This window comes from Parabacteroides sp. D25 (assembly GCF_000307475.1).
GTDB lineage: Bacteria > Bacteroidota > Bacteroidia > Bacteroidales > Tannerellaceae > Parabacteroides > Parabacteroides distasonis.
In genome coordinates, this window is record NZ_JH976501.1 from 827,478 (window position 1) to 843,279 (window position 15,802).

Genomic DNA, 15,802 nt, shown 5'->3' on the forward strand with positions numbered 1-15,802 from the left:
TAATTTGAATTAATTTGTTCGTGTAAAGTATAAATAATTTAGTGAAAGGAGTATGAAACGAGGACGTAAGAAAAAGTTAGCAATCTCATTGATGGATTATATGGGAAAACGAAGAGACATGAAACGGCAGTTAAAGAAAGAAGGGACAGCTGAGTTGTATGAGGTGGCCGTAAGGCATTTTTTAAGATTCGTGAAGAACCCGGGGTTCTGTTTGGCCGATTTGAATCGTGCGTTGGTGATAGATTTCATCACGTATCTTCAGGGAAAAGGATTAGCTACTAATACGGTAAATACGTATATCAGTAGTTTGCGGGCGCTTTATAATATGGCTTGCCAAGAGTCGTTGGTTCCTGCGTCATATTATCCGTTTGAGAATTTGAAACTCCGGCGTGCGATGACGGCGAGGCGTGCGATTCCCGCATCTTTGTTCCAGCAAATCGCTCAGATCAAGGTGGTGGATGACCCGCAAGTGGAATTATCGATAGATCTTTCCCTATTCAGTTTTATGGCTTGCGGGATGCCTTTTGTGGATATAGCGTACTTGACGAGGCAGAATATCCGGGGGAATGAGTTGGTATATCACCGTCATAAGACAGGACGTATGATCCGGTTGGAGATAACCAGTAGTATGTTGCAATTGATCCGGAAATACGCGGATCGGCAGCGAGCGACCGGATCGTCGTATTTGTTCCCGATTCTTCCGCCCGGGAATCCGGACCATTTGAGGTATAAGCGTAGCTTGGCTCGGCATAATGCCCGGCTGAAACGGATTGGGCAAACTTTACGGTTACCGAATCCGTTTACGTCGTATGTTGTTCGCCATAGCTGGGCATCAGAAGCTTTACGTTGCGATATGCCGATGGCCTTGATCAGCCAGGCGTTGGGGCACTCGTCGGAGAAAACGACTCGTTTTTATCTGGAAGAATTGGATATATCACGTTTGGCTCATGCGAACATGAAGGTGATAGGCTCTGTAAATCGGATTTTAGAGAAAAGGATGGATGGTTTGTGAACTTATTTATGGAATAAGGTTTAGCGTTTCAAAAACGTCAGCGGAGAATAAACGTTAAACAACATTTTATTGTCGTTTATATAGTATATCAATAGACCACACGGAACGTTTCAGAAAAACATGTACATGTTTTCCTGAAAAGACGTACATGTTTTTTGGAAAACACGTACATGAAATCCAATAAATATTATGGTGTTTCTATACAGCTGCCAATCAATGGCTTACATATAGGCCTATCCAAACGAGCTTATTGTATTATTTGTTTTTGATATTCAGGAGGAATTTGTAGAGTATAGAAATTCCTCTTTAGTTGAGAGAGTGAATCAATAAAGGTGAATATGGTTCATTTTAAAGACATAGCTTCCCCTAAATTCCTTATTGGGCTACTGCCACGTTTAATTTGGGGGCTGAAGTTTATCTCGCCCGTCATTGGACACTTGAGTTGGAGGCAGGCTTGAATCCGTTCAGCGGCAAGAACGATGATGGGAGTTATGGCCGTTCACTGAAGCATTTGCGTCTGCACCCGGAGTTGAGGTATTGGTTTTGCGAGACGTTTAACGGTCATTTCCTCGGCGTGCATACTCCGTACCTATTATATAATGTAGCCGATATCAAATGGCTGGGTACAGAGGGCGAGCGTCACCAGGGATGGGGCGCGGGAGCCGGTATCAGTTATGGATACTCGTGGCTGCTGTCTCGCCATTGGAACTTGGAGGCCACGGTGGGCGTGGGCTATCTGTACTTGAAGTCGGACAAGTATCCCTGCGCGAATTGCGGTCGCAAGCAAGAAGGGATCAAGAAGCATTACTTCGGGCCTACGCAGGCGGCGATCAATCTGATTTACCAATTTTAAATCGATGGAGGACTGAAAAATGAAGAATCTACAAGGATGGATGATACTTGGGATCGCCTGTTTGGCCGGTTGTGTGGGTACTACGATTCCCGTACAGGCGCAGCAGACGGCTACCGCCATCGTCGTGAAGGAGCGGTTGGTGGAGCATGTGGGCGATCGCTTGATAATTGATATGAAACTAGCGCTGGATGAGTTGTCGCTATCGGCCAACCGGAGTTTGGTCTGTACGCCGCTGATCGAGCGGGGCGATAGCGTAAGGGCTTTGCCTCCCGTGATCGTGAACGGGCGTAACCGCCAGATCCAGTACGACCGGTCTGGGCGCGATGCGACGGCGAACGGAGAGTTTGTCTTACGCCGTCACAATGGGAAGGAGCAGACGTTCGATTACCATGCCTCTATTCCTTTCGCCAAGTGGATGGAGCGTTCGGAGGTGTCGCTGGTAGCCGATTTTTGCGGTTGCGGTTGGGAGGCGTTGAGTAATGACAAGTCGCCGCTTTTCCCGATCCGAATCGCGGAGCCTGTGGTATTGCGGCCGCTTTTGGCCTACGTCACGCCGGAGGCGGAGCGTGTGAAAGAGCGTGTGAAGGAAGGAAGCGCCTTCCTCGACTTCCCGGTAAACCGCACGGAGATATATCCTGAGTATCGCGACAATCCCTCGGAGCTGCGCAAGATCCTTGAGACCGTGTCGTCAGTGAAGGAGGATCCTTACGCTACCATCACGGAGGTATATATCAAGGGTTTCGCATCGCCGGAAGGTACCTATAAGCATAACACTTATTTGGCCGAGCATCGCGCCAAGGCGTTGATCGAATATGTGAAGGGCCTTTACCACTTTGAGCAGGCCCGTTTCACGGTGGATTTCGAGCCGGAGGACTGGGCCGGATTGGAGAAACGGGTGGAGAACTCCTCGCTTGCGGACAAGGAGGAGTTGCTGGCCATCATCCGTGCGGACGAGCCGAAGGATTACGACCGCCGCGAGGCGAAGCTAAAGGCGTTGAACGGGGGGGCCTCGTATCGGGTGCTCTTGCGCGATATTTATCCAGCCTTGCGCCATTCGGATTACGCGGTGCGCTACACGATCCGTTCGTTTACGGTAGAAGAGGCCCGTGAGTTGATCTATTCGGACCCTAGGCAGTTGAGTCTAAACGAGATGTTCCGGGTGGCGCAGACGATGGAACCGGGTAGCGACGCTTACCGCGAGGTGTTCGAGATTGCCGTGCGTATGTATCCGGAGGATCCGGTGTCGAATCTGAACGCCGCCCTTACGGCGATCGACGCGGGTCGCTTGGAATCGGCCCGCCGTTATTTGGCGAAGACTTCCAATTCCGCGGAGCGTACCTTGGCGGAGGCGGCCATCGCCATGCTGGAGAACCGCTTGGACGAGGCGGAGGCCCTGCTGGGTAAGTTGTCGGACAATCCTTCCATGGCCTCGCAGGTGGAGGAGAACTTGAGGCAGATCGCAGAGAAACGGCAAGAGTAAAAATAGGATAAGATAACAGACAAAAATTTTAATATTATGAAAAAGAAAAAATGGTACGTAGCGATGGCAACGGCACTTTTATTGGCGGCCGGTTGTTCCGATGATCTCGACAACGGAAAAAATAACACCGGGGCGGAAGAGGATGGCGAGAAGGTCTATATGACGGTGAACGTCTCTACGGTTTCGCAAGGAACGCTAACGAAAGCAGATACTACTCCTTCTAATCCTAATCAGGGGGGAGCCGGTTGGGGCGAGGATGGTAATGGTTCTCTTGGTGAGCTTTCCGGCTCTAAGGAGGGTATGGTATATGATGTTAATATATTCTTGGTGCCAACAGATGAAGAGTCTTTGGGGGATGGCAATCAGCTAGAGTTACTAAATACTGACAATGGTAGTAGTATACAGATCGCAGGCCAAGGTTATTATTCGAATCTGGAAGGTATTGATGCGAGTTTAGGTGGAACTGAGCCTGGTCATGGTGACGGAAAGGTTACGATGAAAGTAACCATGAAGAATCCTCTGACACAAGATAAGAGCAATTATCAGGTATTTGCCGTTATTAATGCGGGAGGAAGGTTGACTGGTATTAGTACGTTGGCAGACTTGCGCGATAGAGTTGCCGCAAACGATAGGGCATTGTGGACTCCTGCTAGTAATATGGCGGAGTACCATCATTTTGTAATGTCTACACATAAGATGATAAGTGGTGCTATTCCTTCTAACGGCAGTTCTATCGTTGAACTTTCTGCTGCGAATATGGATGAGACATATCCGGCTCGGACAACGGTGTTCGTAGAACGTTTAGCCGCTCGTATTGATTTGGCATACTCCTCGAATTTAGATCTGACTAATATACCGGGAACTTCTCCTGTAAAGAATAAGGGTACGTTCACGTTGAAGAGGTATAAGGTAGTGAATCAGTGGAAGGGCGAAAGTTATCTTTTTAAGCAAGTTTCTCCTACGGTACAGTATAACTATGGTGCTAATGCGGTATTGCCGGCAGATGGTACCAACGATCCTGTTCGATATTTAGGTGATGAGAAATGGATATGGAAGAATAATGACACTGGTGCCGGATCGTACAATTATGTGTTAGATCCGAAGATCCGGGAAAAGAAATTGCCGGAAGGGGAAAGTTCTTCTTGGGATCAATTTAAAGATTCATATGTTAATTATTTTAATCCGAGCAATTCAACTGATTTGAATAACTTGGATAAGATGGTGTCTATGCCTACTTCTGGATTAAGCTATACACAGGAAGTAAGTGGTGATAGTCGGACATATTACCCGGTTGTTTATACCAAGGAAAATACGTTGGATCTGAACTCGCAGGTACATGGCTATACTACTGGTGTAATCTTCGAGTCTGAATTTACTCCGAGTAACGACTTTAAGGTGAGTTCCTATGAAAATGGGGAGATCAAGTCTGTGAATTTGCCTAATGGTGATAAAACGTTTCTTTCCGCGGCTCATTATAATAGTAATGGTTCTGTGTCACGTCTTGTTTATAAAGATGTGAAGAGCGTTGCCGCCCGTGCGTTCAATTTGGAAAACGACAAGAAAAATTTATTGAAAGGCTTTATGGATGGTTGGGACGATATAACTGCGGATGTCAATGCTGTGAAGAAGGCGGTTCAAGATATGTCTTCTCAAAATGGATTAGAAAGCGCGTTTAAGGAATATTTGGATGGGATTTTGACTGGTAAAGCAACTCTTGATGAGGATCTTAAACAGAAATTGACTTATGCGGCTTTTAGGAGACAAGCTTCGCATCTTCCTTCTAATATTACCCCTGTATCTCAATTCAGCTCAGAGCAGATCGGCAATTTATACCAATACTATAATGTTTCCCTATACAAAAGCGGAAGAAGCTATCACAAGTTTTGGATCCGTCATAACGATAACGGAAACGATGGTCTGATGGGCGTGATGGAATTCTGTATCGTACGCAATAACGTGTACCAGTTGTATGTGAAAGGTATTCGTGGCTTGGGCGATCCGTTACCTTATACCCCGGGTAAGGATGATCCCGGTACGCCGGATGAGAGTGATGATGTCACTATCGACGTGACTATCTACGTGAAGGATTGGGTAAAACGTACGAACAAAGACATTATCCTATAACTTTACCCTTCGGGGGATTCTTACGATGGGCATTGTAAGCACTTTATGCTGCCCATCCAAGCAACCTTACGATGCCCATCATAAAAACCTTATAATGGGCATCATGGTTTACCTCCATCTCCGGTAGTACGGGCGGAGGATTACTGTGTATCTTAATAAAATGATTATGAACCGTTTATTTCATACCTGCAAACAGTTGATTGGCATAGCCGCCTTGTCCGTGGAGCTATACGCTTGCGATTGGATACACGACGACTCGCTGCCGCTTTGCGAGTTCCGCCTGTATTTCAAGTACGACTATAATATGAAATTCGCCGACGCTTTCCAGCATGAGGTAGACTTCGTTACGCTCTTCGTCTGCGACCAAGAAGGGAACTTCCTTTTCCAGCGGCGGATCGAGAAGAGCGAGCTGGACGAGCGGAACTCCATCGCCTTCGACATGGAGCCGGGTACCTATCAGGTAGTCACTTGGGCCGGGCTGGACAAGGGCAGTTACGCATGGAACGACCCTGCCGAGACGTCGCAGGCTGTCGAGAGGGCGCAAGGCGTCAAGGTACGTACCTTGCGTGAGGACGATACGACACAACCCAACGAACTGCACCCGCTTTGGCATAGCCTCGATACCTTCACCGTGACGCGCGACATGCCCGAGGCCGACACCATCTCACTCGCCAAGAATACCAACAAGCTGCGGGTCGTGCTGCAAAACGTGATGGGTGAGGACATGGACGTGAACAACTTCTCCTTCCGGATCGTGGCCGACAACGGGTATATGGATTACGACAATTCCCTGCTGCAAGATCCCACCATCCACTACCTGCCTTATTATACGGAGAACGTGGAGTTGGGAGCCGACCCGACCCCCGGCGCTACCGTAGGCGGGCAATACGTGGCCGTGGCCGAGATGAACACCATGCGCCTGATGGCGGGCCGTAACTACCGCCTCATCATCCGTCATCACGGATGGGAGAAGGATGTGCTGAACGTGAACCTCAACGATTACCTCCTTCTCACCAAGATGGAGGGGCACCGTATCTCCCCGCAGGAGTATCTGGACCGGCAGGACGAGTATTCTATCATCTTCTTCCTTACACCGAAGGTATGCCCCGATTGTCCGGATAAGCCTACGCCTCCGGATCCTTCGGGACCTGACAATCCTGATAATCCTGACAATCCTGATAACCCGGATAATCCCGATGGTCCCGATCCGGAAGACCCTACGATCGTGGGGTACGCCTGCTTCAAGATACAGGTGAAGGATTGGGTGATTCGTATCAACGATGGCATATTGTAAACAGAGATTTATTAAATATCGCTAATGATGAGACGCTATACCATATATAACCGATTGACGGCGGTCGCCGCTGGTCTTTGCCTCTGTTGGCTTTTTATGGCTTGTGGTGAAGACCGGGGGGGCGATCTCCCGGATGACGACCCGAACCATTGTGTTGTAACTATCACTTTGCGGACATCCCGTTCGGTACGCCCGCCGCAGACGAAGGCCGGAGGGATGATGACGAAGGCGGATGAAACTACTGAGACGGATTTCTGGGCAAAAGATGAAGAATACGAGCGAGACATCACGAACTGGCTGGTGGTGGCCTATGATGAGAATGCGGATTTTGCCGGATATATATCCGGCAAAGATGGAACATGGACTCCGGATATCAGTAATGAGGATTCTCGTACTACGGTGGAGATGAAACTACCCTTTGGCACATACCATTTTTATGCGTTCGCCAATTTACAATCGTTGGAAGACGGTACATCGTTGTATCAAAAAATTACCGAAGCCCATTCCTTGGCGGAACTGTCGGAGGTGAAGATATTGGACTCGGGAACGAGTATTGATACAAGGAATGAGGAGAAAAAAGGTAAATTCGGAGGCGAGGAAGCGTCTCGAAAGCGTATTCCTATGAGCAGCTACGCCCAAAAGCATACGGTATTGCCCGCTCCGGCAGAGAACAAATTCGAGATTCCCTTGATCCGCATGATCGGCAAGGTGCAAGTGGAGATAACCAATAACTTAGATAAATCCATAACCGTAAACCAATTGGACATCATGAACCTCCGCAAGGGAAGCCTGCCGATCTGGCTCTTGCCTTGGGGAAATGAGAATTATTTGGAGTTTAAGGATAACAAGGACTTGGAAGAGCCTTTGGCTCCATCTTTTCCGAAAGATGCGAATCCTCCTGTAGTAAGTCTAGAGGATCTTTATACTGAATCTATCAAACCCGGTGATAATGAAAAAGAAATACAAGCCAAACCTGTGGACGGCGAGAACGGTAGTAAACGAGCTTATATTCGCTACATTCCTGAGACCAATGCAGCCGTCGGAGAGAACGGCGGTGGCATCCACCTCGGTGTAGAGATCGAAGGCCGCCCTCGTACGGAGCACCTCACGGGCTTCGACTTCGTACGCCGCAATGACCTGCTGGTCATCCCTGTCTTGATAACCAACATCACGACGAATTTGGAAGTAGCCGAGCAACGCCTCCCCATCGGGGTCTACCCGACCGCCTTGGTCTATGGTGAGAAGACGGGCGTGCAAATACTGACGCCTGTTGAGCATACCTTGCAAGCCGCCGGCGACTTGTCGATCCGTTTCGAGATATCTAGCATAGAAGGCGTGACAGGAGATTTCACGATCAAAGGTCTCCCGCAGGAGGGAACGGTTACGGAAACAGCGAAAATCAGTTCGATCCAAGTAAAAAGCGACGAGAAACGTCTCATTACGGCCGTAAACGGAGAGGATTGTGACAAGAAACAGCGTTTCTACCTTCCCGAGGCTTCGATCAAGGAAGGAAAGAAAGGTTCCTTCACGATCCGCACTCGGGAACTGGGTGGAAACGTGGATGCTACAGTCATCCTCACGCTCATTATAAACTATTATGTGGGTCAGGAGAAGCAAGAGATGCAAATCCCCTACACCATCAAGATCAGAAACTACAAATAACAACCATAATATAACAACAATAAACTAAAAAAGGAGGACCTGACGGATGAAACCATCAATCAACCTACGATATAAATCCTTGTTATTAACTTGCTTGTTAATTTTTTCCGCTGGTGTGGCTGTGCCGGCGTGGGGGCAGACGTACACGATCAATTATAAGAATGGTTCACCCCAAACCGGTATTACCGAACGTGTGGATACGGTGTATGTGGCAGATGGGGAAGAGAGGGAGTTGTTTATTCCTGAGTTGAGGAATAATGATGGCTTTTATAATGCGAACTATCGGTGGTATGTACGTTGGTATCAGCTTAATGAAGGTAATTTAAGTTGCGAAAATATAAAAGGTAAGGCTATAAATCCTAAGTTAGATGGTTCTTTTGTACAGGGTGGTGCCTTACAGGATCTTATAAATCTCTATCCAAGCTCGTTGAGAGACGCAGGTACTTCTTTATTTTTTTATAAAGACTTTTATAAGATAGAAGGTACAACTGCTATAAATAGCTCTGTCCCTCTCGGAGCCTCTACGGTTGAATATTCAGCGGTGAATGTAAAAGAAGATCTTGTTGTTTGTGATGTGAGTTTAAATAACAATTATAAGGTGGATGGGACTACATTCACTGAACCTACTTTGTCCATACGTTATAAATTTGTGATTCGTCCGGCAAGCGAAATTGCGAATCGCATAAAAGATTCTAAAGCGGATGAAACCACTCCTTTTATGGATGAAACCATATATGTCCCGCAAAATAATGGAACGATTAATATACAATTGGGTAGGATCGCTAATAATTATGCGTGGTATGACGGAGATCAAATAGTACAGGGAGAAACTTATCAATATAAGAAAGACAATGGCGAATGGAAAGATTTGGGTAATCGCTGGACACAGATTATAAATAATTTGATAACGGTTGGAACACAACCTGTAAAATTAGAAATTCGGGCGGTGGGTAAAGATAAGACGAAAGCGAGTCCTCTGTTGGTGCGATATAATCTTATCCCTGGTGATCATGGTTTCATGTTACAGGAAAAGCAAGAAAAAGATTCTGACCCAAGGCGTAATCCGGATAACTATCCGGAGTTTTATGAAAGAATAGGATATATAAATTTTGACCGGAATGATTCGATATCTGTAGACGATTTGAACTCTGTTAATAATATGGCAAAGATTGGTTTTTCTGATAATAAAGAGGATAAAGGTAAATGGTTGGATCCGGAGATCACGGGATATGCTCCATTTAATTATCAAATTCAACCAAATAAGGATAATCGGATTCAGACCTTACAAAACCAATATGGTTTGTTTCGAACAGCGGATGTGGAAAAAGTATCAACGAATAATGAAAAGGTTGAGGGAAAGACTTATTTTTGGTTTGCAAGTGCCCAAAGTAAGCCCAAAGTGGCAATCTATGACCGGACTTATTACAATACGGGGAAAAAATCATTGGGATATTTCTTTTATGTGGATGCGGCCAATTTGCCGGGACGTTTGGTGAAAATTCCGTTGGATGGTAATATCTGTGCGCATACGGGTATTTTAGTGAACTTTTGGGTGAATGATATGACGACATGGAAAGATACTCAAGCCGAAGGAAAACCTCTACCTCCTAATGTAAACATGAATTTTATCGGATTAAAAGCAGATGGTACAGAAGTTGTTTTACATCGTTTTACTTCAGGGGATGCACTGACTGATTATACCTCGACTTCGGAAGGGCGGCCGGCTAATAACAATATTGGTAAATGGCAGCAATTAATGTACTCATTTTCCTTGTCACAATCGCTTGATGATTATGTAGGATATTATCTGGAGGTACAAAACAATACAGCTCATTCATATGGTGCGGACTACGCCATCGATGGTCTGCGTATTTATCGCTCCATACCGCAAATCGACGTAAAGCGAGTAGACGTGTGTTCTTCTGCCAGCCTGACCGTTGCCACGGATTACGAACTTCTGCTCAAGAATATGGGTTGGAGCATTAATCCGGATGTATTGTCCGATCTGAATATGGGGAATAGCATAACGGAAGATTCAAAGCATATATGGAAATACCGCTATGGTTTGATGGGTGGAGATCCAAGGAAAAGAAATGAGAATCTTAATAAAACGATCGGAAATGTTTATATTGGAGCTACCGATAAAAAGGAAAATGGGGATATAAAGAAGCCTGAAGATTGGATTACATTAAATACGGATTTGAAGGATTATAGTAATGAGCGCTATAACAACCGAAGCAAGGTGTATCGTATTATCGTTCCGACTAAAGAAGGGTTGAAGCATCAAGGATTTGAGGATCTGACAAATCATGAAACTGCGATGCGACGACAAATTGTCGTAAACCTGCGTATGATCAATGATTTCTTATATGATGCCGCTGAGCATAAAATTTGGCAAAAAGACATACTAGATCATGCCCAAAAAACAAATGGGGATAAATTCCCGGAAGAAGAGTATATTGCGTACTTGAAACAAAATTTGAGTGTACTCTGTGGCAAATCGGATTCAGAGTGGGACTATAAGATTCCGGAACCGAAAGACCTATCTAACCAGATAGATAGAATAATGGAGGGGAATGACAATAATCTGTACGAAGAACTGATACGGGCCGTTTGTTCGGTAATGGGTATTTCTCGTCCTCGTGTGCCTTGGTGGGATGAAGGAAATAGCAATACCATCCATTTGAGTGCCATTGATGTGGACAAGACTGAGTTGAAATATAAAGGGGAGCAAAATTTCGGAAGTAAAGAGAATGCCGCCTCCGGTAGGTATGATGTGGTAATCTTTAGTGCGGCCGCGACAGTTACTAGTGATGAAATCGTGAATTTCCCGAATGCCCATGCGGGAGATAGTTTCAACGATCCTTGCTTGCTGACTACCCCTTTCACCGTACTCCCTTCCTTCACGATCGTGGCAAAGACCAAGACAGATTTGCCGGAGGGCATGATCGCTTGCGAGGGACGGATCAGTCAGATTGAGGAGGCAACCATGTGGGTTGAAAGATATGATGAGAACAACAACTTGATGACCGGAGAGACAGATAAGTTTGTAGATAAATATGAGGGTTATTCATATACGTTCGACTGGTTCTTGGGAGACTCGCTGGAATTTGCTGCGTTCTATGATGAATATGGATTCGCTTTAGAAGATATATTGAAGTCTTATAGAAATACCCTTCCCGATGGCGAGAAAGCTTCGTCTTTCCCCGCGAAAAATTTGATTGAGTATTATGAAAAATTAGACGCATATAAAGATAAGCCTGGGCTTATTGCGAAATTGAAGACATTGCTTTTAGGTGATGTAGATACAGAGCCGAAATTGGTGATTGGCGGGAAATTGGGATATGCGGAGTTTCGTTGGGTAAAAAAAGTGGTAGCGATTCCTTATCTACCGGAGAGTATTCCCGAGGAGGACAGACTTTGGCTTTTCTGCGATAGACCTCAAGAACGATCACTGGAAGCCGCTCCCGCCCCGAAACTACTTGTTGGTTTCCCGGACGTGAAGTATCCGGAAGGAATGGAGCATTATCCCAATGTTCCCCTGCGTATTGGCTTGCCGAATATCATGGAGAAAAGCATAACCGATATTCCTATCCAAAGCAATGGCCTAAAGATGGGTATGACAGAATCCAATCAATTAGGTCTGCCCGAAAGCAATACTACGGATATCTTCTTGCGGCAAGGGGCTACTTATACAAAGGTGGGTAATTTGACAAAGTTGTCTGCGAAAGCTAAAAGTGAAAATGAGGCAGGTGAAACTGACTATGGCGGTGGATTATTCTCCATGACTTTTGACGATAAAGCTTATACAAATTTTGACGAAGGCCAGATTTATGCCCTCTATATCCCATTCGGTGAATATAAGGACGAAGCTTTCGTAAAAGGCTCTTGCGAAGGATACGCTACCTTACTTATCAAGATCGTGCCGGAATATCTGACTTGGAAGGGTACGAACACCGGTGAGGACGCTGAGGCATGGTATAATGACGCAAACTGGCATCAGTCTACGAAAGGGGAATTGTACATAGATCCAAACGGAGAAGATAAAACAGACGCCAATGGCAATGATGCAGACTTGACCGCCGCCTTCGCCCCGCTTCATTTCACCCGTATCACGATCCCGGAAAAGCAGATGCTGGAATTGGAAGGCTTGGAGACGAAAGATCATTTGTTACAGATTCCCGAAGCGAACTCATCAAAGGCTACCGAGTATATCCAATATGATATGGCGGTAGACAAAGACGGAGATAATACGATCGTAACCCCGTACTATATAAATAAGGTAAAGGCTATCTATTTCAAACCCGAGGCGCAGTTACGCCGTCAGCAATTCCTGACGTACGACACTGCCCATGTGGAATTCGAGATGACACCTGACGCGAAATATTGGATGGCATCGCCCCTGCAAAGCGTATTCGCCGGCGATATGTACACCGTGAAGAACACGGGCCGTCAGAACACCTATGCTTTCGCCGATATCACCTACAGCACGGCTGACAACGACCGCCAAGCCCCAGCCTTCTACCAGAAAGCTTGGGACAAGGCGATCACGATGTACGTGCCGAAGAGCGAAGCAGATCAAATAGTTTCTTTTCCGGAGAATGGTTTGGATACAACTCATTACGAGGTAGTCCAATCCAACTGGAGCCGTGAATATAACGATGTGAATGTGCCCTACGCTTTAGGAAAGGGATTCTATGCCAGCGTAGAAAAGAAGAATGCGACCGGCTTAGGTGAGAAAGTATTGGTACGCCTGCCGAAAGCGGATGACTCCTACAAATATGAACCGTGGAAACCGGATACGAAAAGCGCTACATTGAGAGCCGCCATGACCAAAGCCCCGACTTTAGCAAATCGGATCAATGCTGGTAAACTGGCAGATAACAAGTCGATCAAGGTGGTATTGACAGATGTGAATGGAACGGAAGATTGGTGGAATACGGATAATGGAACCGTCCGTGTTATTGCTGATGGTGACGGCAAGCACTTCCTGTTGGGTAATCCTTATATGTATCCGTTGGATATCGTTCGTTTCTTGAAAGAGAATGAGGCTATCTTAGAGCAAAAATATTGGACATTGGATGTGAAGGAGGGGCTTGTTGTCGGTACACCTGATGTGGCATGGGAAGGTGGAAATGTTACTGATGCTACATCCGGAGCCGTTATCGCCTCCATGCAAGCCTTCTTCGTAGAGCTGAAAGATGCGGCTCAAACGAAAGCGGAAGGTACGGCAACCGGTACCGATCTGAAGGTGGTTCATTTCGATCCCTCCATGATGCAAGGAGAGTCGGAGAAGGTCTCTTCTTCCTTACGTACCGCTACGGCCAAAAAACCGGTATTGAGGCTGACAGCAGAGCGGGATGCATATCGTAGCACGGCCTTGTTGACGCGGCAGGATGATGCCGCGAATAGCTATGAGGCAGATAAGGATGCCGTAATCTTGCTGGATACGGAACTGGAGGAGATCCCGCAGGTGTACACTATCGCCGGGACTCGTGCCGTGGGTGTGAACGTAGTACGACGGATCGACCAAGTGCCCCTTGGCGTATATGCCGGCGAGGGTAAGGGGGAGGTTACACTGACGATAGAGGGTATCGGCGATTGGGCGGAGACGCTTTACCTGTACGATGCCGTGACCCGTAAAAGTACGGAGTTGTCGGACAATACGTATACCTTGCGTTTGGACGGCAGCAGCCATGGACGTTACTTCCTAAGTGCGGGCTCGCCTACCGGTAATGAGGGGGTGGACAACGTAGAATCTATCTCTGTCTATTCCGCCGTATCGGGTAGGATAGTGGCCAGTGCTAGCGAGGCGTTGAAGCGGATACAGGTGTTTACGCCGATGGGTCGTTTGGTACGTACCTTATATCCCGCCCGTCCGACTTATACGTTCGATCTCCCGGCAGGCATCTACATTATCCGCACGGAGATCGCCCACGACCAAAAGACGGTGAAACTACGGGTATTGTAAATAAACCCCCTTGTTGTTAGTTCGTTTCTACCACTCCATCCTTGATATGGATCACCCGATCCGTGTTTGTGGCCAGCTGTTCGTCATGCGTCACGATGACGAACGTCTGGTTCATCTGGTCTCTTAACTCGAAAAAGAGGGCGTGCAATTCTTCCTTGTTCTTGGTATCGAGGCTTCCCGAAGGTTCGTCGGCGAGGATAACCGCCGGGTTATTGATAAGCGCACGGGCTACCGCTACCCGTTGCTTTTCTCCGCCGGATAGCTCGGCGGGCTTGTGTGCCATACGATCGGAGAGTTTCAAGAAGTCCAGCATCTCTTTCGCCCGCTTCTCGGCTATGGCCGATTTCTCCTTGGCGATCAGGGCTGGGATCATCACGTTTTCCAAGGCCGTGAACTCCGGCAATAATTGATGGAACTGGAAGACGAAGCCGATATTCCGGTTGCGGAAAGCCGCCAATTCCTTATCGCCCAATCGTCTTGTCTCCGTGCCATTGATAACCAGTCGCCCGCTATCCGGTGCGTCGAGCGTGCCGATGATTTGCAACAAGGTTGTCTTACCCGCCCCGCTGGGGCCTACGATAGCGACAACCTCGCCCTTGTTTATCGTGAGGTCGATGCCTTTCAATACTTGTAAGGCACCGAAACTTTTCGTTATTCCTTCGGTTTGTATCATATCAAGTTTCTTAGGACGTGCGAGGCAAGGAAACAACCGAACGTTGCCGGCATATAAGAGACCGTTCCCGTGGTCGTACGTTTACATGTTTCGTTTTCAACTTCGATCACGGCGTCCGGATCGGCGAACTCGGTGGAAAATACGACGGGAATCCCCTTGCTTACGCCTAGAGGACGCAACCGTTTCCGCACCGCTTTCGCGAGGGCGCAATTGATTGTCTTGGAGATATCCGCTATCCGTACCAAGGATGGGTCTACCTTAGCGCCCGCCCCCATGGAGGACACGATGGGGATCTTATGGATATATGCTTGGTACATCAGGTATACCTTGGGACTTAGGGAATCGATGGCATCTACCACGAAATCGAGAGGGGCCGATAAGAGTACCTCCTCCGTCCGTTCGTCTCGCAGGAATTCATTCAGGACGGTTAGTTGCAACTGGGGATTGATATCAAGCAAACGCTTGGCCACGACCTCGGCTTTCGGCATCCCTAGGGTGGAATGAAGGGCGGGCAATTGGCGGTTGATATTACTCTCGTTTACCGTATCGGCGTCTATGATCGTCATCTTTCCTACTCCGGCCCGACAAATCTGCTCGGCGGCATAAGCTCCCACACCTCCTAGGCCAACTACCAATACATGGCTACGGGATAAGCGCTCCATATGCTCCGCTCCGAACAAAAGTTCCGTCCGTGTATTCCAATTGTAACTCATTTATCTATTTTTGAGCACAA

The 15,802-nt window shown here is 47.2% G+C and carries 8 protein-coding genes and 1 pseudogene; 7 read left to right on the plus strand and 2 right to left on the minus strand.

The window, feature by feature from the left end; translation table 11 throughout:
• Window positions 1-52 precede the first annotated feature (52 nt).
• The 7 genes and pseudogenes from HMPREF0999_RS06735 to HMPREF0999_RS06765 all read left to right on the plus strand — a co-directional run bounded on the left by HMPREF0999_RS06735 (window position 53) and on the right by HMPREF0999_RS06765 (window position 14,396).
• Window positions 53-1,012, plus strand: coding sequence for a tyrosine-type recombinase/integrase (locus HMPREF0999_RS06735; RefSeq protein WP_009275534.1), 960 nt, complete (start codon window positions 53-55; stop codon window positions 1,010-1,012).
• 370 nt (window positions 1,013-1,382) lie between these two features.
• Window positions 1,383-1,865 (plus strand): annotated as a pseudogene (locus HMPREF0999_RS06740) (DUF3575 domain-containing protein); the annotation flags it as partial.
• 19 nt (window positions 1,866-1,884) lie between these two features.
• The gene (locus HMPREF0999_RS06745; protein WP_010182728.1) at window positions 1,885-3,345 is read left to right on the plus strand and encodes a DUF3868 domain-containing protein; all 1,461 of its coding nucleotides are present in this window, start codon (window positions 1,885-1,887) and stop codon (window positions 3,343-3,345) included.
• Between the two features lie 36 nt (window positions 3,346-3,381).
• A complete protein-coding gene (locus HMPREF0999_RS06750) occupies window positions 3,382-5,469 on the plus strand; it encodes an Mfa1 family fimbria major subunit (protein ID WP_009275536.1) in 2,088 nt (695 codons plus the stop codon).
• A 166-nt stretch (window positions 5,470-5,635) separates the two neighbouring features.
• On the plus strand, window positions 5,636-6,763 hold the full coding sequence (locus HMPREF0999_RS06755) for a FimB/Mfa2 family fimbrial subunit (RefSeq protein WP_005860610.1): 1,128 nt from the start codon (window positions 5,636-5,638) through the stop codon (window positions 6,761-6,763).
• A gap of 24 nt (window positions 6,764-6,787) precedes the next feature.
• Window positions 6,788-8,425: a FimB/Mfa2 family fimbrial subunit gene (locus HMPREF0999_RS06760; RefSeq protein ID WP_010182732.1), complete on the plus strand. Its 1,638-nt coding sequence runs from the start codon at window positions 6,788-6,790 to the stop codon at window positions 8,423-8,425.
• A gap of 46 nt (window positions 8,426-8,471) precedes the next feature.
• Window positions 8,472-14,396: a hypothetical protein gene (locus HMPREF0999_RS06765; protein ID WP_009275538.1), complete on the plus strand. Its 5,925-nt coding sequence runs from the start codon at window positions 8,472-8,474 to the stop codon at window positions 14,394-14,396.
• Between the two features lie 16 nt (window positions 14,397-14,412).
• On the opposite strand, the gene HMPREF0999_RS06770 is transcribed toward HMPREF0999_RS06765, so the two are convergent.
• Both HMPREF0999_RS06770 and HMPREF0999_RS06775 read right to left on the minus strand, forming a co-directional pair.
• Entirely contained in the window at window positions 14,413-15,069 is a 657-nt protein-coding gene (locus tag HMPREF0999_RS06770; RefSeq protein WP_008778861.1) for an ABC transporter ATP-binding protein, read from the minus strand.
• Complete coding sequence (locus HMPREF0999_RS06775) at window positions 15,066-15,782, minus strand: ThiF family adenylyltransferase (protein WP_005860617.1); 717 nt, start codon at window positions 15,780-15,782, stop codon at window positions 15,066-15,068. The genes HMPREF0999_RS06770 and HMPREF0999_RS06775 overlap by 4 nt, the downstream gene beginning before the upstream one ends.
• Between the last annotated feature and the right edge of the window lie 20 nt (window positions 15,783-15,802).